Annotated in this window: 18 protein-coding genes; 6 read left to right on the forward strand and 12 right to left on the reverse strand. The window is 66.3% G+C overall.

Annotated features, from left to right (window positions below; all coding sequences use genetic code 11):
- The 3 genes from QNO03_RS06885 to QNO03_RS06895 all read left to right on the forward strand — a co-directional run bounded on the left by QNO03_RS06885 (position 1) and on the right by QNO03_RS06895 (position 3,472).
- On the forward strand, positions 1-540 hold the full coding sequence (locus QNO03_RS06885; RefSeq protein WP_289602821.1) for a YceI family protein: 540 nt from the start codon (positions 1-3) through the stop codon (positions 538-540).
- 189 nt (positions 541-729) lie between these two features.
- On the forward strand, positions 730-1,413 hold the full coding sequence (locus tag QNO03_RS06890) for a hypothetical protein (protein WP_229947445.1): 684 nt from the start codon (positions 730-732) through the stop codon (positions 1,411-1,413).
- Between the two features lie 364 nt (positions 1,414-1,777).
- Positions 1,778-3,472 carry a hypothetical protein gene (locus tag QNO03_RS06895; RefSeq protein ID WP_289602697.1) on the forward strand — a complete coding sequence of 565 codons (1,695 nt, stop codon included), beginning with the start codon at positions 1,778-1,780 and terminating at the stop codon, positions 3,470-3,472.
- A gap of 11 nt (positions 3,473-3,483) precedes the next feature.
- On the opposite strand, the gene QNO03_RS06900 is transcribed toward QNO03_RS06895, so the two are convergent.
- Entirely contained in the window at positions 3,484-4,242 is a 759-nt protein-coding gene (locus QNO03_RS06900) for a redox-sensing transcriptional repressor Rex (RefSeq protein ID WP_289602699.1), read from the reverse strand.
- Positions 4,242-4,493, reverse strand: coding sequence for a glutaredoxin family protein (locus QNO03_RS06905; RefSeq protein ID WP_229946984.1), 252 nt, complete (start codon positions 4,491-4,493; stop codon positions 4,242-4,244). The genes QNO03_RS06900 and QNO03_RS06905 overlap by 1 nt, the downstream gene beginning before the upstream one ends.
- A gap of 66 nt (positions 4,494-4,559) precedes the next feature.
- On the opposite strand from QNO03_RS06905, the gene QNO03_RS06910 reads away from it, so the two are divergent.
- Positions 4,560-5,372, forward strand: coding sequence for an HAD family hydrolase (locus tag QNO03_RS06910; RefSeq protein ID WP_289602701.1), 813 nt, complete (start codon positions 4,560-4,562; stop codon positions 5,370-5,372).
- A 117-nt stretch (positions 5,373-5,489) separates the two neighbouring features.
- Here the strand turns inward: QNO03_RS06910 and QNO03_RS06915 are convergent, their stop codons facing one another.
- The 5 genes from QNO03_RS06915 to QNO03_RS06935 form a co-directional block, all read right to left on the reverse strand.
- Positions 5,490-5,588 (reverse strand): 30S ribosomal protein bS22, encoded by a 99-nt coding sequence (locus tag QNO03_RS06915; protein ID WP_003792170.1) that lies wholly within the window; start codon positions 5,586-5,588, stop codon positions 5,490-5,492.
- Positions 5,589-5,777: 189 nt separating this feature from the next.
- Positions 5,778-5,990 (reverse strand): helix-turn-helix domain-containing protein, encoded by a 213-nt coding sequence (locus QNO03_RS06920; protein ID WP_227912631.1) that lies wholly within the window; start codon positions 5,988-5,990, stop codon positions 5,778-5,780.
- A 195-nt stretch (positions 5,991-6,185) separates the two neighbouring features.
- Entirely contained in the window at positions 6,186-7,526 is a 1,341-nt protein-coding gene (gene gdhA, locus QNO03_RS06925) for an NADP-specific glutamate dehydrogenase (RefSeq protein WP_229946976.1), read from the reverse strand.
- A 117-nt stretch (positions 7,527-7,643) separates the two neighbouring features.
- Positions 7,644-8,129 carry an ArsR/SmtB family transcription factor gene (locus tag QNO03_RS06930; protein ID WP_229946974.1) on the reverse strand — a complete coding sequence of 162 codons (486 nt, stop codon included), beginning with the start codon at positions 8,127-8,129 and terminating at the stop codon, positions 7,644-7,646.
- A gap of 52 nt (positions 8,130-8,181) precedes the next feature.
- Positions 8,182-9,360, reverse strand: a complete 1,179-nt coding sequence (locus tag QNO03_RS06935) for an acetoin utilization protein AcuC (RefSeq protein ID WP_289602705.1) — start codon at positions 9,358-9,360, stop codon at positions 8,182-8,184.
- 141 nt (positions 9,361-9,501) lie between these two features.
- Here QNO03_RS06935 and QNO03_RS06940 point away from each other — a divergent pair, with 141 nt between their 5' ends.
- Together QNO03_RS06940 and QNO03_RS06945 are read left to right on the forward strand one after the other, a co-directional pair.
- A complete protein-coding gene (locus tag QNO03_RS06940; protein WP_289602706.1) occupies positions 9,502-10,929 on the forward strand; it encodes a TrkH family potassium uptake protein in 1,428 nt (475 codons plus the stop codon).
- Positions 10,922-11,590 carry a potassium channel family protein gene (locus QNO03_RS06945; RefSeq protein WP_229946965.1) on the forward strand — a complete coding sequence of 223 codons (669 nt, stop codon included), beginning with the start codon at positions 10,922-10,924 and terminating at the stop codon, positions 11,588-11,590. The genes QNO03_RS06940 and QNO03_RS06945 overlap by 8 nt, the downstream gene beginning before the upstream one ends.
- 263 nt (positions 11,591-11,853) lie before the next feature.
- Here QNO03_RS06945 and proC read toward each other — a convergent pair whose 3' ends face one another.
- The 5 genes from proC to QNO03_RS06970 form a co-directional block, all read right to left on the reverse strand.
- Complete coding sequence (gene proC, locus QNO03_RS06950) at positions 11,854-12,699, reverse strand: pyrroline-5-carboxylate reductase (protein WP_289602708.1); 846 nt, start codon at positions 12,697-12,699, stop codon at positions 11,854-11,856.
- Between the two features lie 57 nt (positions 12,700-12,756).
- Positions 12,757-13,602, reverse strand: coding sequence for a sugar phosphate isomerase/epimerase family protein (locus QNO03_RS06955; protein WP_289602711.1), 846 nt, complete (start codon positions 13,600-13,602; stop codon positions 12,757-12,759).
- A 1-nt stretch (position 13,603) separates the two neighbouring features.
- Positions 13,604-14,614 carry a Ppx/GppA family phosphatase gene (locus QNO03_RS06960; RefSeq protein WP_289602713.1) on the reverse strand — a complete coding sequence of 337 codons (1,011 nt, stop codon included), beginning with the start codon at positions 14,612-14,614 and terminating at the stop codon, positions 13,604-13,606.
- Between the two features lie 29 nt (positions 14,615-14,643).
- Positions 14,644-17,376: a type I DNA topoisomerase gene (topA, locus tag QNO03_RS06965; RefSeq protein ID WP_289602714.1), complete on the reverse strand. Its 2,733-nt coding sequence runs from the start codon at positions 17,374-17,376 to the stop codon at positions 14,644-14,646.
- Between the two features lie 169 nt (positions 17,377-17,545).
- A complete protein-coding gene (locus QNO03_RS06970; protein ID WP_289602716.1) occupies positions 17,546-19,162 on the reverse strand; it encodes a DUF7059 domain-containing protein in 1,617 nt (538 codons plus the stop codon).
- Positions 19,163-19,199 lie beyond the last annotated feature (37 nt).

Below are 19,199 nucleotides of genomic sequence, written 5' to 3' on the forward strand. Positions count from 1 at the left end.
ATGATCCCCAGCGGCCTCACCACCGGAACCTGGAATTTCGACGCATCGCACAGTGAAGTTGGCTTCACTGTCCGTCACGCGGGCATCAGCAAGGTCCGCGGCCAGTTCGAAAAGGTAGCGGCAACCCTGACCGTCGGCGAGACCATTGCGGAAACCACCGTCACTGCAGTGATGGCTGCTGACTCCTTCAACTCCAACGACGCCAACCGCGACGCCCATGTCAAGAGCGCGGACTTCTTCGACGCCGACCAGTTCCCGGAGGTGACCTTCACTGCCACGGGCATTGAAGCCTCAGGCTCCACCTATAAGGTCACGGGCGACCTGACGATCAAGGGCATCACCCGCTCCGTGGTCCTGGACACCGAATTCAACGGTGTGGCCGTGGACCCGTTCGGTGCCACCCGCTCGGGCTTCTCCGCCAGCACAGTCATCAGCCGGAAGGACTTCGACCTGACCTGGAACGCTGCCCTGGAAACCGGCGGCGTCCTGGTGGGCGACAAGGTCACCATCAACGTTGACGCGGCGTTCGTAGCAGCGTAACCAACCCTGGGCAGCCCCGGACCGACTGGTCCGGGGCTGCTTTTTTCCACCTAGTTTCCCGGAGCCCTGACTCACCCGTGCCTGCCGCGATACGCTGAACACCCGGCTGCGGAGGCGCCCACGGCCAGGTTCGACGCCGGTGGCGCACCCGCCCAGCCGCCTCACGACACCAACACTGAGCAGGCGGACATGACTACACCCGAGAACACACCCGAGCCAGGCCCCGGGCAGAACTACCCGACCAATCCGACCGGCCCCCTGGGCTCCGGTGGACCCATGGGCCCCGGCACCGGACCCGGCACGGGACCCGGCGCTCGTCCCGAGCCCCAGTACGGCCAGTATGCTCCAGGGCCAGACCCCTACGGCCAGCAGGCGGCCCAGCCCGCCTATGCCTATCAGCCTGGAGCAGCCAAACCGGCAAAGGGACCGGCCCCGCGCGAAGTAATCACCGGCTTCTGGCTCATTATCGCTGCGGGCGTCTTGAGCTTTATCAATAACGTCATCACCTCGTTCAGCCTGCCTTCCCTCATGACTTCCGAGGAGCAGGAGGCCTTCTCCGGTGTAGGCGTAGACGAACAGAGCCTGAACTCCTTCCTGGTTTCCTTCGGCATTGTCGTAGCGCTGATGGGCCTGGGCGTTTACGTGCTGATTGCGTTCTTTGTCCGGCGGGGAAAGAACTGGGCCCGCGTCCTGGGAACCGTATTCGCCGCCTTTTCATTGATTGGGATCTTCACCATGCTGGGCGCCTACTTCACGTCGCCGCTGAGCTTGATCTCCCTCGCTTCCAGCCTGGCTGGTATTGCAGGGATTGTGATGCTTTACCTGAAGCCGTCCAACCCGTACTTCCGCACGGCACCGCTGTACCCGTACTAAGTCGACCCCGCAGAATCCCCGAAAGTCCCGCCGGTCTCCGGCGGGACTTTCCGCTTACCGGACCAGGTTCGGCACTGGAGGGGTCACACGCGGGTCCAGCCCGCGTAGCGTTGTTTTCTCGCCCGGCGGTGCTTTGATTCGCATGACTGCCGGAGGGTGCCGTTCCGCCGTGAAGGGGATGACCGTGGCAGCACTGCTTCCGAACCCGCAACAACAAAAATCAGGCACGCCGTTGCAGTATCCAGAGCAGTTGACCGAACCGCCGGGATCCGGCCCACCCCTCCCGGATCCGCCACCCTATCCGCCGTCCGCCGCCGCGGACATCCCATCGATTATTGCCCCGGGACGCACTGCTGGCACCCGGATGGCAGCCAGGCACGTTTCGGGCACCGCCCGCGGGGAGCACGCCGTCTATCTTTGGCTCCGGGCCGGTTGGGTGGGCTTCTTCCTCTGGGTTGGAACGGCAATACGCGGCGTCTATGCCTGGCTCCGGACAGGGGTGCAGGGAGTCTACGGCTGGCTGCGCATCGGCGGGCAGGGCCTTTATGGCTGGCTGCGCATCGGCGGGCAGGGCCTTTATGGGTGGCTGCGCGTCGGCGGGCAGGGCCTTTACGGGTGGCTGCGCTCCGGCATACTAAGCGCTTATCGCAGGGTCCGGGCGGGAGGGCAGGCTGCAGCTGAATTCACACGGACCCGAGCGTACGTCGCGGCCCGCAGCGTGCGGGCGGGGACCGACCGTGTCCTCTCCGGTGCGCACACCGCTTCGGTCCGGATCCACACCGGAGCGAGAACCACGTCCCGCCGGGCGGTGGCAGGCGCCCACGTTGTCTCCACGCAGGTCCAGACCGGTGCACACGCCGTCTCAACCCGCACCCAGGCCGGTGCGCACGCAGTGTCGACCGGAGCCCGGACGGGCGCCCACGCCGTCTCAGCCGGGGCTCAAACAGCCGCGCAAGCCGTCTCCAACGGGGTCCAAACCGGTGCACGCGCCGTGTTCACCGGAGCCCGGACGGGTGCCCACGCTGTCTCGACCCGGGCTCAGGCCGGAGCCCACGCAGTGTCCAACGGGGCTCAAACAGCCGCGCACGCCGTCTCCAAGGGGGTCCAAACCGGTGCACGCGCCGTGTCCACCGGAGCCCGGACGGGCGCCCACGCCGTCTCCACCGGGGCTCAAACAGCTGCCCACGCTGTCTCGACCCGGGCTCAGGCCGGCGCCCACGCAGTGTCCAACGGGGCTCAAACAGCCGCGCACGCCGTCTCCAAGGGGGTCCAAACGGGAGCAAGCGCCGTCTCCACTCAGGTCCAGACCGGCGCACGCGCCGTGTCCACCGGGGCTCAGGCCGGTGCGCATGCAGTGTCCACCCGGGTCCAGGCCAGCGCCCACGCCGTCTCCACCGGCGTTCAAACCGGCGCCCGCGCAGTCTCCACGGCCGCCCACGCCGCGGCTGTCCGTGTCCAGCTCGGAGCTATCCGGGTTGGCGCTGCTGTGCATTCCGCGGCCGTCCGGGTCCGGTCGTTGGCTCATGCCGCTTACGTTTGGGTCCGGGCAGGGGTCCGGACCGTACAGCGCCGGCTGCCTGCGAACACCGGCAACCCGGTGCCCTCGATCGCGACAGCGTGTACCTTCGTCGCAGGCGCCGGACTGGTGAACCTTGGAAACACTATCTCAGTCGTTTCGCGCATGCCCGTGCCGGACGCGTTGCCGTCGTCCATTGCCCTTCTCCAGCGGTACGGAGTGACGGGAGCCCAATACGGCAAGGTCCTGGTGGGCATTCAGATTGCTTATGCCCTGGTGGTCCTGGGAATCGCGCTCCTGCTTGCCGTCACTCTCCGCGACAGACGCCGCTGGGCACGGATAGTCACCGCGGTATTGGCGGGCACAGCACTGTTCTACGCCTTGAATGCAGGCACGGGAATGCAGGCCGCTGCGGCCGCCTTGGGAGCGGCAGGAGCGGCCATTACCTTCACGAAGGGGGCGGCTCCCTGGTTCCGCCCACGGCGACGCCTCCAGCCGCTTCCCGTGGACCCGGTCCAGGCCGATTCACCCCAGGACGCTTGAGCGGAGCCCTCCTAGCGGGGCAGGCGGGCGCGGGCTGCAATGTCCGAGACCTGGGAGCGCTGTGCATGGTAGGCAAGGATCTGCAGTTCGGTTGCCATGTCGACCTTCCGGATCTGGACATTCTCCGGGGCCTGGAGCACCACCGGGGCGAAGCTGAGAATACTGGTGATACCGGATGCCACCAGCCGGTCACAGAGATCCTGGGCAACTTCGGCGGGCACCGAAAGTACCGCCATGTTCGTCTTCGTCTTCGCCAGCACCGTTTCAAGGGACTCCACCGGGCTGATCTTCAACCAGCCGACTTCCTGGCCGATCACCATCGGGTCCGCGTCGAACAGTGCCACTACTTCGAATCCCCGGGAGCCGAAACCGGGGTACCCGGCCAAGGCACGGCCCAGGTTGCCGGCACCTACTATGGCCACGCGCCAGTTCTGGGTCAGGCCAAGCGCCGCGGAAATCTGCCCGCTCAAATACAGCACGTCGTACCCCACGCCGCGGGTTCCGTAGGACCCGAGGTAGGACAGATCCTTCCGCAGCTTGGGGGAATTCACGCCGGCCGCTTCGGCCAGTTCGTCCGATGACACCCGCTCGACGCCGTCGGAAAGCAAGGCGGACAGCGCGCGCAGGTAAATGGTCAGACGGGCCAGCGACGCCGGCGGTATATGCCGCTGGGCACCGGCCCCGGACGACGGCGTTCGGGGTGGCTGGGTGCTGTTTTCGGTTTCCCGTTCCGGCGCGGTGCGCTCCGAACCGGCTCCTTCGGGTGCCATCACGCTCCCAACAGGCGCCGCAGCCGGGTTTCGTCGATTGTCCAGAAGTCCCGCTGAACTCCGTCAATGAACAACACCGGGATCTCCTCCCCAAAGCGCGCGGCAAGATCCGGGTGATCTTCGGCGCTGCGCTCCTGCCAGACCATTCCGAGCTCCTCCCCCACACGGTTGAGCACCAGCCGTGCGTCCTCGCACAGGTGGCATCCCTGTCGGGTAAGAAGGACAACTTCCGGTCCGGCGGATTCACTCATAGGTCCAAAGTATCCCCAATATGACGGATTTCCGCGCTCGGACCGGGTTTTGCGTAGACTCGGACCATGCCCCGAGCCACTGCAGTGCGAGCCTCCGGAACTCCGGACGCAGAGGGCAAACCCGGAGAAGCTGCGTTTTTCGACGTCGACAATACGCTGATGCGCGGCGCGAGCCTGTTCCACGTGGGCCGGAAGATGTACCAGCGAAAAGTCTTCACGATCCGTGAGGCGGCCGGATTCGCACGCAAGCAGCTGAGGTTCATGCTGCAGGGCGAGAACCTCAAGGATGTCCACTCGGTCCGGGACGCCGCGTTGGCCTTCGCCATCGGGCTCTCTTCGGAGGATGTGCGCACGTTGGGCGAAGAGGTCTATGACGAAATGATCGTGTCAAAGATCTGGCCCGGCACCCGCGCCCTCACCCAACAGCATATGAAATCCGGCCGGCCCGTCTGGCTGGTGACCGGGACCCCGATCGAAGTGGCGTCCGTGATCGCCAGCCGGCTGGAGCTCACCGGTGCCCTCGGCACGGTCAGTGAGGTTACGGACGGCATGTACACCGGACGGCTGGTAGGCGAGTTCCTACACGGACCGGCCAAGGCCGCCGGTGTCCGGGCGCTGGCCGAAAAGGAAGGCCTGGACCTGCAAAGCTGCTGGGCCTACAGCGATTCGTACAACGATGTGCCGCTGCTGAGCCTGGTGGGGCATCCGGTGGCGATCAATCCGGATGGACGGCTGCGCCGGCATGCCCGTGAGCGCAACTGGCCCGTCTACGACTTCCGGTCCGGGCGGAGGGCGGCCACGCTGGGCCTGAAGTCCGCTTCCGCTGCAGGTGCCGCCTACGGCCTGTGGCGGGGATTCACCTGGGTCCGGGCACGCTGACAACAGGGACGCATTCTTAAATACCGGAGCCCGCCTATCCGTGAGGACTGGCGGGCTCTGCCGTAGCGGGACCGGGCGTACAGCCGGGGCCCGCTGGCAACGGTCGCTGAGAAGAAGTTACTTCTTATTGCGACGCTGGTGACGGGTCTTGCGAAGCAGCTTGCGGTGCTTCTTCTTGGCCATACGCTTGCGGCGCTTCTTAATTACTGAACCCACAGAGTCCTCACAAACTTATTAGGAGTCACCGGCGCCCATCCCCTGCTGCCGTGGGCACAGGGGCTGCATGCCGGTAGTTACTGGCGACGATTAAAACGTTCCTTAACAGGGTACAGCTTCGGCGCTGTGGAAATTGACAGCTTCCAACCCGCAGGAATCAAGGGACGCTGCTGCTGCCCCTCCAGAGGTTTAAGCGGTGTCCGAACGCCGGTCGATGACGGCGTCCCGGAGCACTTTCTGAACGGCCGATTCCGGCACACGGTAGGACCGTCCGAAGCGGACCGCCGGCAGTTCGCCGGAGTGGACCAGCCGGTAAACGGTCATTTTGGAGACACGCATGACGTCGGCGACTTCCGACACCGTCAGAAACCGCACATCCGAGAAGTTTCCCTCGTCTGCCATTTATTCCCGTTCCTTTGCTCATTGCCGCCGCTCCCGCAGCATGGCAGTTAGGAGCACCTGGCTGAAGGACATCGCGTCACCGGCCTCCTGCGACGTGCGTCACTTATGGCCCCGTATGGTCCCTACTGTAGTGGCAGGAGTAACCATAGTGGAAGTTCTTTCTGCCGCTGCAGGCCCGGCAGGGCAAGGCAGCCCCTAAATCACGCCCAGGGCGAGCATCGCATCGGCCACTTTGACGAAGCCGCCGATATTGGCACCCACCACGTAGTCCCCCGGCGAACCATATTCCTCAGCCGTCCGTGCACACCGCTCATGGATATTGACCATGATTTCGCTGAGCCGGCGTTCCGTATGGTCGAAGGACCAGGAATCCCGGCTGGCGTTCTGCTGCATCTCGAGGGCGGAGGTGGCGACGCCGCCGGCGTTGGCGGCCTTGCCCGGTCCGAACAGCACTCCGGCGCTTTGGAACGCGTTGATGGCAGCGGGTGTGCAGGGCATGTTCGCCCCTTCCGCAACCGCCCGCACCCCGGACTTGATCAGTGCCAGCGCATCCGCCTCGTCCAGTTCGTTCTGGGTGGCGCACGGAAGCGCGACGCCGGCCCCCGCGTCCCAGATGGACCCGCCTGCCACATAATGCACGGAGTGCCCACGGCGTTCGGCGTACTCCGAGATCCGGCCCCGCTCCACTTCCTTGATCTGCCGCAGCAGCGGAACGTCGATGCCCTTTTCATCCACCACGTAGCCCGAGGAATCCGAGCAGGCCACCACTGTGGCGCCGAGCATCTGCGCCTTGTCGATGCCGTTGATGGCCACGTTTCCGGAGCCGGAGACGATCACCCGCTGCCCGTCCAGGCTCATGCCCTTCGTCTTCAGCATTTCCTCGACAAACATCACGGCGCCGTAGCCGGTGGCCTCGGGACGGACCAGGGACCCGCCCCAGCTGACGCCTTTACCGGTGAGCACGCCGGATTCATAGCGGTTCGTAATGCGTTTGTACTGCCCGAAGAGGAAGCCGATTTCACGGCCGCCGACGCCGATGTCCCCGGCCGGAACATCCGTGTACTCGCCGATGTGCCGGTACAGCTCCGTCATGAAGGACTGGCAGAAACGCATCACCTCGGCGTCGGACTTTCCGCGCGGGTCGAAATCCGAGCCGCCTTTACCTCCGCCGATGGGCATGCCCGTCAGGGCGTTCTTGAAGATCTGCTCGAAGCCAAGGAACTTGATGATGCCCAGATACACGGAAGGGTGGAACCTCAGTCCACCCTTATAGGGGCCCAGGGCGGAGTTGAACTCCACCCGGAAACCCCGGTTGATCTGTACCTGGCCTTTGTCGTCCACCCAGGGCACCCGGAAAATGATCTGCCGTTCGGGTTCGCAGATCCGCTGCAGGATGGCCGCTTCGGCAAATTCGGGGTGCTTGCGCAGCACCGGTGCCAGGGAGTCGAAGACTTCCACCACGGCCTGGTGGAATTCCGTCTCGCCGGGATTCCGGCGGAAGACATCGTCGCGTACGCGCGTCAGGACACGTTCCATGTGCTGCTCCTCAAGGGTTTGGGTTCCCCCTTCAGGACTACGCTAGCCCCGCCGGTACCCGGGAGGCGATGCATGACCGGACCTATGCAGCTGCAGACCGTATTCCTAGGGCCGGCCCTAGGGCCGGCGGCGGCGGAATTTGGGCAGCTGCCCGAACAGGTCCGCCGCACGTTCGGCGGCACGTCCCACCGTGCGGCCGAGGTTCTGCACGCCGGCGTCCACGGGCAGGGGCCGGGTCTCGACGGCGCCGGGCACCAGGGTGCCGGCGGCGACGGCAGCCGCGGTGGCGAGCGGAGGGCCGGCGGAAACGGAAGCCAGCCGGGGCGCGGACTCCGTGAAGGACGGGAGGTCGAACGCCCGCAGCCACAGGACCAGTTCCTCCAGCGGTGCGGTTTCCAGGGAGTAGTAGCGGCGCTGGCCGTCGGCGCGCATGGAGACGAGGCCTGCTTCGCGCAGCACCTTGAGGTGTTTGGAGACCGTGGGCTGACTGACCTCGAGCTCCTCCACCAGTGTCCCTACGGACTTGTCGCCGGTACGTAGAGCGCCGAGGATCTCACGCCGCGTACCTTCCGCGATTACTGCAAACACATCGTCAAAGACCATGGGAATTACCCTATCCGCATATGCGACCGGGAGCATCCCGGCCACACGGGGATCAGTCGAACCACGGGTCGAGCCCGTGCAGCGGGAAAAGCTCCTTGCGGGTGGCCATGACCGTCCGGTCGATTTCGTCGTTCGGGTCGTAGCCCACTTCCCAGGACCGCCACCACAGATCGGCGCCGTCACCCAGGGTCTCGCCACACTTCACGCCGTGTTTTTCCAGCACGTAGTCCCGCCATGCCGGGGGCAGCGGGGTGGAGGGACGGACCCGCCCATTGGCAGCCACGGACATCATCAGGGCCCAGGACCGCGGAACCACGGAGGCCACGTTGTAGCCGCCCCCGCCGGTGGCTATCCAGCGGCCTTCGCACAGCCGGCCTGCCAGGTCACTGATCGTGAGGGCAGCCTGCCGCTGGGCCTCCACGGAAAGCCGCAGGCTGGTCATCGGATCGTCCTTGTGGCTGTCGCAGCCGTGCTGGCTGACGATGACTTCCGGGGCGAAGGCCTCGGTCAGCTGGGGAACCACCGCATGGAACGCCCTCAGCCAGCCGGCGTCGGAGGTGCGTGCCGGCACGGCGACGTTGACAGCAGTACCTTCGGCCTCCTTGCCGCCGGTCTCATTGGCAAACCCCGTCCCGGGAAACAGGGTCAGCCCGCTTTCATGGATGGAAATGGTCATGACGCGGGGGTCGTCCCAGAATATGTCCTGTGTTCCGTCGCCGTGGTGGGCGTCGACGTCGATGTACACCACCCGCTGCACCCCGTTGGCGAGGAGCCGCGCGACGGCGGCGGCGGCGTCGTTGTACACGCAGAATCCGGATGCTTTCTCGTAGCCGGCGTGATGCATGCCGCCGGCGAAGTTCACTGCGTGCGTCGCCTTGCCGGACAGGATGGCGTCCGCCGCGGCCAGGGAGCCGCCGACCAGCCGGGCGCTGGCCTCGTGCATGCCGGCGAAGGCAGGGGTGTCCTCCGTGCCAAGTCCCAGCAGTGTGTTGCAGTTCGAGGGGTCGGCACCGGCGGCCTGCACGGCACTGATGTATTCGTAACCATGGACGGTCAGGAGGTCCGCCGCAGAGGCAACATAGGGCTCGGTCAAACGGACGCCTTCGAGCTCGAAGAGCCCCAGTTCGCGTGCCAGCCGGGCCGTCAGATCCAGGCGTGCCGGGCTCATCGGATGCCCTTTGCCAAAGTCGTAAGCCAGCATGGATTCATCCCAGACAATGCACGTCGGCATAATAGGAAGGCTTAGCCCGGAACTGATCATGCAGACAGGCTACGTGATGCGGGCGCTACTCTGATATTGGTGTCCGCGCCCCTCAGCCGGATAAGTGCTACTACTGTGCGGAACCACCGCGGAAAAGAACTGGAACCATCCATGGCATTCCCCCGGCAATCCCTGCTCGAGAAGGAGCATAGCGGTCCCGCCATTGTTGCCGGGATCCGCGGCGCCGTGGGCCGAATCCGTGGCGCCGTGGGCGGAGTGGTCAGCGGCCGGCCGGCCCGGCTGGCGCTTTTCGTCTTTAGTCTCGTCATCCTGCTTTTCACCGCTTTGCTGAGCCTTCCGGCGGCGTCCAGCAGCGGTGAAGTCACGCCGCTGCACGATGCCTTCTTTACTGCTGTTTCGGCGGTCTGCGTCACCGGCCTGACTGTGGTTTCCACGGCCACGTACTGGTCTACGTTCGGGCAGGTGCTGATCCTGATCGCCATCCAGGTCGGCGGCCTGGGCATCCTGACCCTGGCCTCGCTGCTGGCCCTGGCCGTGAACAAGCGCCTCGGCGTCCGCGGCAAGCTCATGGCGCAGGAAGGCATGAACACCGGCCGCCTCGGCGAAGTGGGCCATCTGCTGCGCATTGTCTTCAGCACCGCCGTCGTGATTGAGCTGGCCCTGGCCCTGGTCATGGCACCGCGTTTTATGATCCTGGGCGAGTCCCCCGGCCAGGCGGTGTGGCACGCGGTCTTCTATTCCATTTCCGCGTTCAACAACGCAGGTTTCACGCCGCACTCCGACGGCCTGGTGCCGTACGAAGAGGACCTGTGGATCCTGGTGCCGCTCATGTTCGGCGTCTTCATCGGGTCCCTCGGTTTCCCCGTCATCATGGTCCTCCTGCAGACCCGTGCCATGGTCAGCAAATGGAACCTGCACACCAAGCTCACGGTGCTGGTATCCACCATCCTGCTGGTGGCCGGAGCCGTACTCTGGGGCGCCTTCGAGTGGTTCAACAGCAGCACCATCGGGGACCTGTCCGTGGGGGACAAAATCATCCACTCCATCTTTGCCTCGGTCATGACCCGGTCCGGCGGCTTCAACCTCGTCTCCATGACGGACCTGGACTCCAGCACCCTGCTCATCACCGACATGCTGATGTTCGCCGGCGGCGGCTCCGCCTCCACGGCCGGCGGTATCAAGGTCACCACCATCGCCGTCCTATTCCTGGCCGTGGTCGCCGAAGCCCGCGGCGACGCCGATGTCCGGGCCTTCGGCCGCACCATCCCCCAAGGAGCCATGCGGGTGGCCATCTCGGTGACCATCCTGGGTGCCACCCTCGTCGCCGTCGCCACCTCCGCACTCCTGGTCATCACCGATGAATCCCTGGAGCCGGTCCTGTTCGAGGTCATCTCGGCCTTCGCCACAGTGGGTCTGAGCACCGGGCTCAGCGAGGCCCTGCCGCCGTCGGGCAAATATGTCCTGTCGATGCTGATGTTCGCCGGACGCGTGGGCACCATTACTCTTGCCGCGGCCCTGGCCGTGCGGCACCGCAACACCCTCTACCACTACCCCGAAGAAAGGCCGATCATTGGCTGACAGACCCCCACACAACGCACCGGTCCTGGTTATCGGGCTGGGCCGCTTCGGTGCGGCCACCGCCGAGCAGCTGGTCCGGCAGGGCCGCGAGGTCCTGGCCGTGGAACGCGATCCGGAACTCGTGCAGAAGGCCTCGGGCATCCTCACGCACGTGATCCAGGCCGACGCGACCAATATCGAGGCGCTCAAGCAGCTTGGCGCCGAAGACTTCTCGGCCGCCGTCGTGGGCGTGGGCACCTCGATCGAGTCCAGCGTGCTGATCACCGTGAACCTCGTGGACCTGGGCATCGAGCACCTGTGGGTCAAGGCCATCACTCCGGCGCACGGCAAGATCCTCACCCGCATCGGCGCGAACCACGTGATCTATCCGGAGGCCGACGCCGGCCGGCGGGCAGCGCACCTGGTGGGCGGGCGGATGCTGGACTTCATCGAGTTCGACGACGGTTTCGCGATCGTGAAGATGTACCCGCCCAAGGAGACGCAGGGCTTCACCCTGGGTGAGTCCAATGTGCGTGCCAAGTACGGCGTCACCGTGGTGGGCGTGAAGTCCCCGGGAGAGGACTTCACCTACGCACAGCCGGATACCAAGGTCTCCAGCCGGGACACCCTGATCGTGTCCGGGCACGTGGATCTGCTGGAACGGTTCGCCGCGCGGCCGTAGGGTTTCGGCTCCGGGCCTTCCGGGTCGCCTGTGGGTCGCCTCCAGGCGTGGCTCCGGCGGCAACGAAATTCCTCGCTCGCAGAGCTCGCTTGGAATATTAAAGCCGCCTCCGCCACGCCTTACGGCGATTAGCACCTGGACGCTTCGTCAGCAGCGGCGAGACGGAGCTGGTCCGGTCAGCCGCCGTCGGCCAGACGCAATAGCGCGAGGGACGGGTGCTACGCCCGGCTGGACGCAAGAGTGGGCCGGTTAGGTCCGTATGCCTACGCGGTCAGCTGCTCGGTGATTTCCTGTGCCCGGGCCGCAGCCGCACGGGCGCCGGATTCGATAATGCCGGGCAGGTTCAGTTCGTCGAAGGTGCGGATGGCCGCTTCGGTGGTGCCGTTCGGGCTGGTCACGCCGCGCCGGAGGGTGGGAGCGTCGGCGTCGGGCTCGGCCAGCATGTAGCCGGCACCGGCGACCGTCTCACGGGCCAGCAGGGCCGAGAGGTCCGGGTCCAGGCCCAGTTCCACGCCGGCACGGGCCATGGCCTCGGCCAGGTAGAACGCGTACGCGGGGCCGGAGCCGCTGACGGCGGAAACGGCGTCGACCTGTTCCTCGGGTACCTCCACCACGGTGCCGGTCGCCGAGAGGATCCGGCGGGCCAGGTCCATGGCTTCCGGTCCCGCAGAGTGTCCGGCGGAAATGGACGTGACGCCGCGGCCCAGGCGGGACGGGGTGTTCGGCATCGAACGGATCACGGGCTGGCCTTCGGGCAGCAGCGATTCCATCAGGGCCAGCGGTACGGCTGCCGCCACGCTGAGCACCACGGCGCCGCGGGGTAGGTCCGCCGCGATTTCCCGCAGCAGGTCCGCAACTCCCACGGGCTTGACGCCTACGATGACGAGGTCGGCGCCGGCCACGGCTTTCCGGTTAGCCTCCGGGTCCGCGTTCCCGGCCAGGACGGTAATCCCGTGGGCTGCGCGGAGTTCTTCGGCCCGCTCGGTGCGCCGGACGGTGGCGGTAACCTGCCCGGGCTCAAGGCCGCCAGCGAGGATCCCGCCAAGGATCGCTTCGTTCATCGAGCCGCAGCCAAGGAAAGTCAGTCGGGGATTCTGTGCCGTGTCCATGATTTCGATTCTGTCATGCTGTGCATGCGCATGGTCCGGCGGGCCTGCCAGGACCCTTTACTGGACGTCGCGGCCCGACAGCACAGCCTTGGGCCGCAGATGCTCCCGTGCGAATTCCAGGGTCTGCTTCAGCTGCTCCTCGCGCTCCCCCGCTCCCCGTGCCTTCCGGGTGCTGACCTCCACGGCCACCACGCCGCTGAAGCCGGAATCAACCAGGTAGGAGAGCGCCTCACCGCACCGCTGGGTGCCTTCACCCGGAAGCAGGTGTTCGTCCTTGCCGTTCGGGGTTCCGTCGGTCAGGTGGACGTGGCGGAGCCGTGGCCCGAGCTTGCGGATCTGTTCAAAGGAATCCATGCCGGCGATGGCGGCATGGGAAAAGTCCCAGGTGATGTTTTCGTAGGGTTGCGGCACCGGGTCCCAGTGCGGCAGGTAGGCCTTCGCCTCGCGTCCGCGGACCCGCCACGGGTACATGTTCTCCACCGCAATGGTGACCCCGTACTGTTCAGCAATGTCCTCCACGCCCTCGGCGAAGTTCTCCGCGTAGCCGGTCTGCCAGCGGAACGGCGGGTGCGTGACGACGGTGGAGGCTCCCACCTCAGCAGCCATCGCCGCGGACAACTCAATCTTCGTCCAGGCCTTGCCCCAGACCTGCTGGGTCAAGAGCAGGGTCGGAGCGTGGATGGCGAGGATCGGCTGCTGATACCGCTCGCTCAGGTCCTTCAAGGCATCCGGGTCCTGGCTGACCTGGCTGTTGGTCACCATGACTTCCACGCCGTCATACCCCAGGTCATGGGCCATGGCGAAGGTGTCGTGAACGGACAGTGGGTACACGGAGGAACTGGACAGCGCCACCGGGATGGCGGCGGAATGTCCGGACTGCGGCTCTGATAGGGACGTCGACATGTCAGCTTCCATTGAGGGAGGGACCCGCTTCCACGAGGAATTCTTCCCCCTCGACGGGACCGCGGGGCAGGTCACCGGTTGTCTCAAAACGCAGGGTATCGAATCGGCGCAGGATCAAGCCCTCACGCAGCGCCCAGGGGCAGATCTTCAGGACCGGCACGTCGAAGGCCTCCATGGCAGCCTGCGCCACCAGGGCTCCCGCAAGCATCTGGGGAGCCCGCAGCGCCGAGACGCCGTCCAGGTCGGCGCGGTCCCGTGCACTCATGGCGCCCAGCCGCTTGGTCCAGAGGGAAAGGTCCTCCAAGGTCAGCACGCGGGGCACGAACGGACCGGCGGCCGACGGCGCGGCGCCGGCAATGCGGGCCAGGGAACGGAAGGTCTTGGACGTGCCCGTGACGAGGTCCGGCCGGCCAAAGGCAGTAAACTCCCCGGCTACTTCCTCCACCATGCCGCGGATGTACTTGCGCAGCTTCTTGATGCTCTTGGGCGTGGGTGGGTCCCCGGGGAGCCAGTCCCGGGTCAGCCGCCCCGCACCCAAGGGAAGTGACCGGGCGATTTCCGGAAGCTCGTCCTGGCCCAGGGCCATTTCGAAGGAGCCTCCGCCAATGTCCAGGTCCAGAATGGAGCCGGCACCCCAGCCGTACCAGCGGCGGGCGGCAAGGAACGTCATTGCGGCTTCGTCTCCGCCGGAGAGTTCCTCCAGCCGCACCGGGGTTTCCCGGTGTACCCGGGCCAGTACCTCGGCACCGTTGGCCGATTCCCGGATCGCCGAAGTCGAGAACGCGAGCAGGTCCTGGGCACCGTGGCGGCGGGCGAAATCCCAGGCTTCGTTGATGAAGCCGATCAGCTCGTCCTGCCCGGCCCGGCTTACCCCGCCGTCGGCGTCCAAATACGACACCAGCTGCAGCGGCCGCTTGTGCGAGGCAAAAGGAGCCGGGCGGGCACCGGGGTGCGCGTCCACCAGCAGGAGGTGGACGGTGTTGGACCCGATGTCGAGGACGCCTAGGCGCATGGTTCCATTATCGCTCTACCGACTGCCCGCTACTTCTTGGCCGCGGCTTTACGGGGTGCAGCACGCTTCTTCACGGGTTTCTTGGCCGGACCCTTCTCGCGCTTCTCCGCCAGCAGCTCGATTGCCTGCTCGCGGGTCAGCTCCTCGATGGCCGTGGAACGCGGCACCGTGATGTTGGTGATGCCGTCCGTGATGTACGGGCCGAAGCGGCCGTCCTTGACCACAATCGGCTTCTCCGAAACGGGGTCGGCACCGAACTCCGCCAGCGGCGCCGCCGCCTGCCGGCCGCCGCGCTGCTTGGGCTGGGAGTAGATCTCCAGCGCCTGGTCCAGCGTGATCGTGAAGATTTCCTCTTCGGACCCGATGGAACGCGAGTCCGTTCCCTTCTTCAGGTACGGACCGAACCGGCCGTTCTGCACCGTGATTTCGTTGCCCTCGGCGTCGGTACCCAGGACGCGCGGCAGCTTCATCAGCTTCAGCGCTTCGTCCAGGGTCACGGTTTCCACGCTCATGGACTTGAACAACGAACCGGTGCGCGGCTTGGCCTTCACCGGCTTCTTCGGTGGCTTGGGCTTGCCGTTCTTGTAGTACTCCACCGGCTGGTTCGCCAGCTCTTCCTCGGTGATCTCCGGAATCAGTTCGATCACATAGGGACCATAGCGGCCGTTGCGGGCCACGATCGTCCGGCCGGTCTCGGGATCGGTGCCGAGCACGCGCTCCTCGGGGGCGGCGGTTTCCATCAGTTCCAGGGCCTTGGCGGCGGTGAGCTCGTCAGGGGCCAGATCCTCGGGGACGTTCGCCCGCTCGGGCTCGGTCCCTTCGGGGGCGTCGGCGGGCAGCGGCCGCTCCAGGTACGGGCCGAACTTGCCCACGCGCAGCACGATGCCGTCGGCAATCTCGATGGAGTTGATCGCCTTGGCATCGATCTCGCCGAGGTCGTTCACGATGGTGTGGAGGCCGGTTTCCACCCGGTCGCCGTAGTAGAACTGGTTCAGCCACTCCACACGGCCGGCTTCGCCGCGGGAAATGCGGTCCAGGTCCTCTTCGAGCTCGGCAGTGAAGTCGTAATCCACGTAGTCCGTGAAGTGTTCCTCCAGCAGGCGGACCACGGAGAACGCGATCCAACTCGGCACCAGCGCCTGTCCGCGGCTGGTGACATAGCCGCGGTCCATGATGGTGGAGATGGTGGCGGCGTAGGTGGAGGGGCGGCCGATGCCGAGTTCTTCGAGCATCTTCACCAGCGACGCTTCAGTGAACCGGGGCGGCGGGGAGGTCTCATGGCCGCCGGCGGCGATGTCCGCAGCGGTCAGGGCGTCCTGGGCCTTCAGCACCGGCAGGCGGGCGCCTTCGGTGCCCTCGGCCTCGTCGTCCTCGCGGACGGCGTCGCGGCCCTCCTCGTAGGCAGCCATGAAGCCGCGGAAGGTGATGACGGTACCGGAGGCCGAGAACTCGGCGTCGCGGCCGTCAGTGGACACCGCGCCGATGCGGACGGAAGCGGTGGAACCCTTGGCGTCGGCCATCTGGGAGGCGACGGTGCGCTTCCAGATCAGCTCGTAAAGCCGGAACTCGTCGCCGCGCAGCGACGACGCGACCTGCGCCGGGGTCCGGAAGGAGTCGCCGGCGGGGCGGATGGCCTCGTGCGCTTCCTGGGCGTTCTTGGACTTGCCCTTGTACACGCGGCGGGCTTCGGGGACGTATTCGGGGCCGTAAAGCTCCGAAGCCTGGCGGCGGGCCGCGTTGATGGCCTGGTCCGACAGCGCCGGGGAATCCGTACGCATATAGGTGATGTAACCGTTTTCATACAGCCGCTGGGCCACCTGCATGGTCACCCGCGAGGAGAAGCGCAGCTTGCGGCCGGCCTCCTGCTGCAGGGTGGAGGTGGTGAACGGGGCGGCCGGACGGCGGGTGTACGGCTTGGTGTCCACGGAACGGACGCTGAACGCGGCCGATTCCAGGCCGGCGGCAAGCGATACGGCCGCCGCTTCGTCCAGGTGCACGGCGGTCTTGGACTTCAGCTCACCGCGGTCGGTGAAATCCTTGCCGGTGGCCACGCGGGCGCCGTCGACGGCGACCAGGCGGGCCTTGAATTTCTCGGCGGCTTCGGTGGCGAAGGTTCCCACCAGGTCCCAGTACGACGCCGCGCGGAACGCCATGCGCTCCCGCTCGCGTTCCACCACAAGGCGGGTAGCGACGGACTGCACGCGACCGGCGGACAGGCCGCGGGCGACCTTGCGCCAGAGCACCGGGGATATCTCGTACCCGTACAGGCGGTCAAGAATGCGCCGGGTTTCCTGGGCGTCCACCATGGCAACGTCAACGTCGCGCATTTCCAGCAGGGCACGCTGGATGGCTTCGCGGGTGATTTCCGGGAAGGTCAGCCGGTGGACCGGGACCTTGGGCTTGAGCACCTGCAGCAGGTGCCACGCAATGGCTTCACCTTCGCGGTCACCGTCAGTTGCGAGATAGAGCTCATCGGCGTCCTTCAGTGCGGCCTTGAGCTCAGCCACCTTCTTCCGCTTATCTGCGGACACCACGTAATACGGCTCGAAGTCGTTGTCGAGGTCGACGGCGAACTTGCCGACACCCGTCTTCTTCAGCTCGGCGGGCAGATCGGAGGGCTGCGGAAGATCGCGGATGTGACCCATCGATGCCGTCACCTCGAAGCCTTCGCCCAAGTACCCGGCGATGGTCTTGCCCTTGGCCGGAGACTCGACAATTACAAGCTTCTTGCCGGTCTTCTTGTCCGTTGCCTTAACTGGCACTGTTCTCCTACGTAACAAAGGTGGTTCAAATGAGTTTAGGGGCGCTTCGTTCCGGCGCTTTGGTGCATCCGCAGTCCGGTTCATCCACAGACAGTATGCGCGATGCCCCAGCACTAGGGTAACTGGAAAGCACCGCAGGCACTGACCTGCCCGGGGACAGGTGCGCCGCCTACCAGCGGTCCGGAACGAGGAACCCGTCCAACACCAGATTACGCACTTCCGCGATCAGCTCCCGGCCAAACTCAGGATCCGGACGGTCCAGCAGGGCGGCCAGCGCCGAGATGATCTGCCCCGCGGACAGTTCGCCGTCGCACGCGGACACGAATCCGGTGAGCTCAGTGCTCATGAGGTTGGTGCGCCGCAGCCCGGCACCCTGGCGGAGCAGGATCACCCCGGGATGCTCGGCTCCGGGGCGCTGGTGGCGCTCCTCCGTGACGTCGTCGGCCACCAGGAGGTGCACGTCGGTGAGGTCGCCGCGGGCGCTGACCCAGTCGAACCGGCGGACAGCGGCGTCGAGGTGCGGCCCCATGGGCTGCTCGATGGGATGGGTGATCTCTTCGAACCGGCGCAGCGGCTCAGCCCCGGGCTTCCGTCGCCGGCGCAGCCAGAATGAGCCGAATCCCACAGTCCCGACACTCCGGGAGGCGAAGTCCTCCAGGTAGCCGGCGTACGCCGCAGCGTACTCTTCACGGTCGCGGCCCTGCGCGGAGTCACGGAGCCACATTTCGGCGTATTCGGACGGGGTGAGGGTCTCCCGCTGGATGACCCAGGCATCCGTCCCCTCCGGAAGCCACTCTTCGACCCGGGCTGACCAGTCCTGCTCCCGGTCCTCCGGGATCTCCCAGTTGCCCAGCATCTGCGCGGTGCCGCCCGGGCGCAGGACGTCCTGCAGTCCGGAGACCAGCGCGGCAACAATGCCGTCCCCGGCCAGGCCGCCGTCACGGTAGGTGTAACGTTCGCTGTCCTCACCGGTGCGCGGGGTGATGACGAACGGCGGGTTGGAGACCACGAGGTCGAATTTCTCCTCCGCCACCGGTTCCAGCAGGCTTCCCAGCCGGAGGGTGAAGCGTTCCCCGGGCTGGTCCGGATCGATGTCCAGCTGCGACGAGTTGAGCATCAGGTTGAACCGGGTGAAGGCGAGTGCACGCTCGGAAACATCCGTGGCCGTGACGTGGTCCGCGTGCCGGAGCAGGTGGAAAGTCTGGATACCGCAGCCGGTCCCGAGGTCCAGGGCGCGGCCCACGGGTGCGCGCACGGTGAGCTGGGCCAGGCTCAGGGAGGCCTGCCCGATACCCAGGACATGGTCGCGGCGGAGCACTCCGGGGCGCTGGTGGCTGCCCAGGTCGCTGGCCACCCAAAGGTCGCCGTCCGGGTTCCCGTCGGACCCTGTGCCGCCGTCGTCCGTGCCGTAGGGGCGAAGGTCCACCGCGGCGCGGAAGGTGCCGAACACGCGGCCGCGTTCAATCAGCCCGAGTTCCAGTAGGCCTTCCGTGCCTGTGCGGGGCAGCGCGCCGTCGAGTTCGGCGCGCTCCGCCGTTTCGCCCAGAAGCCAGAGCTGGACGGGAACGGCCACCCGGCGGGGGGAGGCAGCCTCGGCTTCCGCCCGGCAGGCCAGCAGCGCAGGGACCAGCTGGTCGCGCTGCAGGGCCGCCGATGCGTCCTCTCCGAGGAATTCGGCCACACCGTTCACGGTGTATCCGGCCTCCTCCAGATCGGCGGCGAGCGCCTTGAGGAGCCAGGTGTCGCGGCTGCGGGGTGCGGAAGGAACGAAAGAGAAATCACTCACATCCACAGTCTATGGCCGGGTAATCAGTGGTCCGTAC

Origin of the sequence: Arthrobacter sp. zg-Y877 (assembly GCF_030373105.1) — a bacterium.
GTDB lineage: Bacteria > Actinomycetota > Actinomycetes > Actinomycetales > Micrococcaceae > Arthrobacter_B.

What these genes read in the sequence shown, in the direction of transcription:
- QNO03_RS06885 (WP_289602821.1), top strand. Translation starts at nt 1, where the DNA reads ATGATCCCCAGCGGCCTCACCACCGGAACCTGGAATTTCGACGCATCG.
- QNO03_RS06890 (WP_229947445.1), top strand. Translation starts at nt 730, where the DNA reads ATGACTACACCCGAGAACACACCCGAGCCAGGCCCCGGGCAGAACTAC.
- QNO03_RS06895 (WP_289602697.1), top strand. Translation starts at nt 1,778, where the DNA reads ATGGCAGCCAGGCACGTTTCGGGCACCGCCCGCGGGGAGCACGCCGTC.
- QNO03_RS06900 (WP_289602699.1), bottom strand. Translation starts at nt 4,242, where the DNA reads ATGGCACCCGAAGGAGCCGGTTCGGAGCGCACCGCGCCGGAACGGGAA.
- QNO03_RS06905 (WP_229946984.1), bottom strand. Translation starts at nt 4,493, where the DNA reads ATGAGTGAATCCGCCGGACCGGAAGTTGTCCTTCTTACCCGACAGGGA.
- QNO03_RS06910 (WP_289602701.1), top strand. Translation starts at nt 4,560, where the DNA reads ATGCCCCGAGCCACTGCAGTGCGAGCCTCCGGAACTCCGGACGCAGAG.
- QNO03_RS06920 (WP_227912631.1), bottom strand. Translation starts at nt 5,990, where the DNA reads ATGGCAGACGAGGGAAACTTCTCGGATGTGCGGTTTCTGACGGTGTCG.
- gdhA (WP_229946976.1), bottom strand. Translation starts at nt 7,526, where the DNA reads ATGGAACGTGTCCTGACGCGCGTACGCGACGATGTCTTCCGCCGGAAT.
- QNO03_RS06930 (WP_229946974.1), bottom strand. Translation starts at nt 8,129, where the DNA reads ATGGTCTTTGACGATGTGTTTGCAGTAATCGCGGAAGGTACGCGGCGT.
- QNO03_RS06935 (WP_289602705.1), bottom strand. Translation starts at nt 9,360, where the DNA reads ATGCCGACGTGCATTGTCTGGGATGAATCCATGCTGGCTTACGACTTT.
- QNO03_RS06940 (WP_289602706.1), top strand. Translation starts at nt 9,502, where the DNA reads ATGGCATTCCCCCGGCAATCCCTGCTCGAGAAGGAGCATAGCGGTCCC.
- proC (WP_289602708.1), bottom strand. Translation starts at nt 12,699, where the DNA reads ATGGACACGGCACAGAATCCCCGACTGACTTTCCTTGGCTGCGGCTCG.
- QNO03_RS06955 (WP_289602711.1), bottom strand. Translation starts at nt 13,602, where the DNA reads ATGTCGACGTCCCTATCAGAGCCGCAGTCCGGACATTCCGCCGCCATC.
- QNO03_RS06960 (WP_289602713.1), bottom strand. Translation starts at nt 14,614, where the DNA reads ATGCGCCTAGGCGTCCTCGACATCGGGTCCAACACCGTCCACCTCCTG.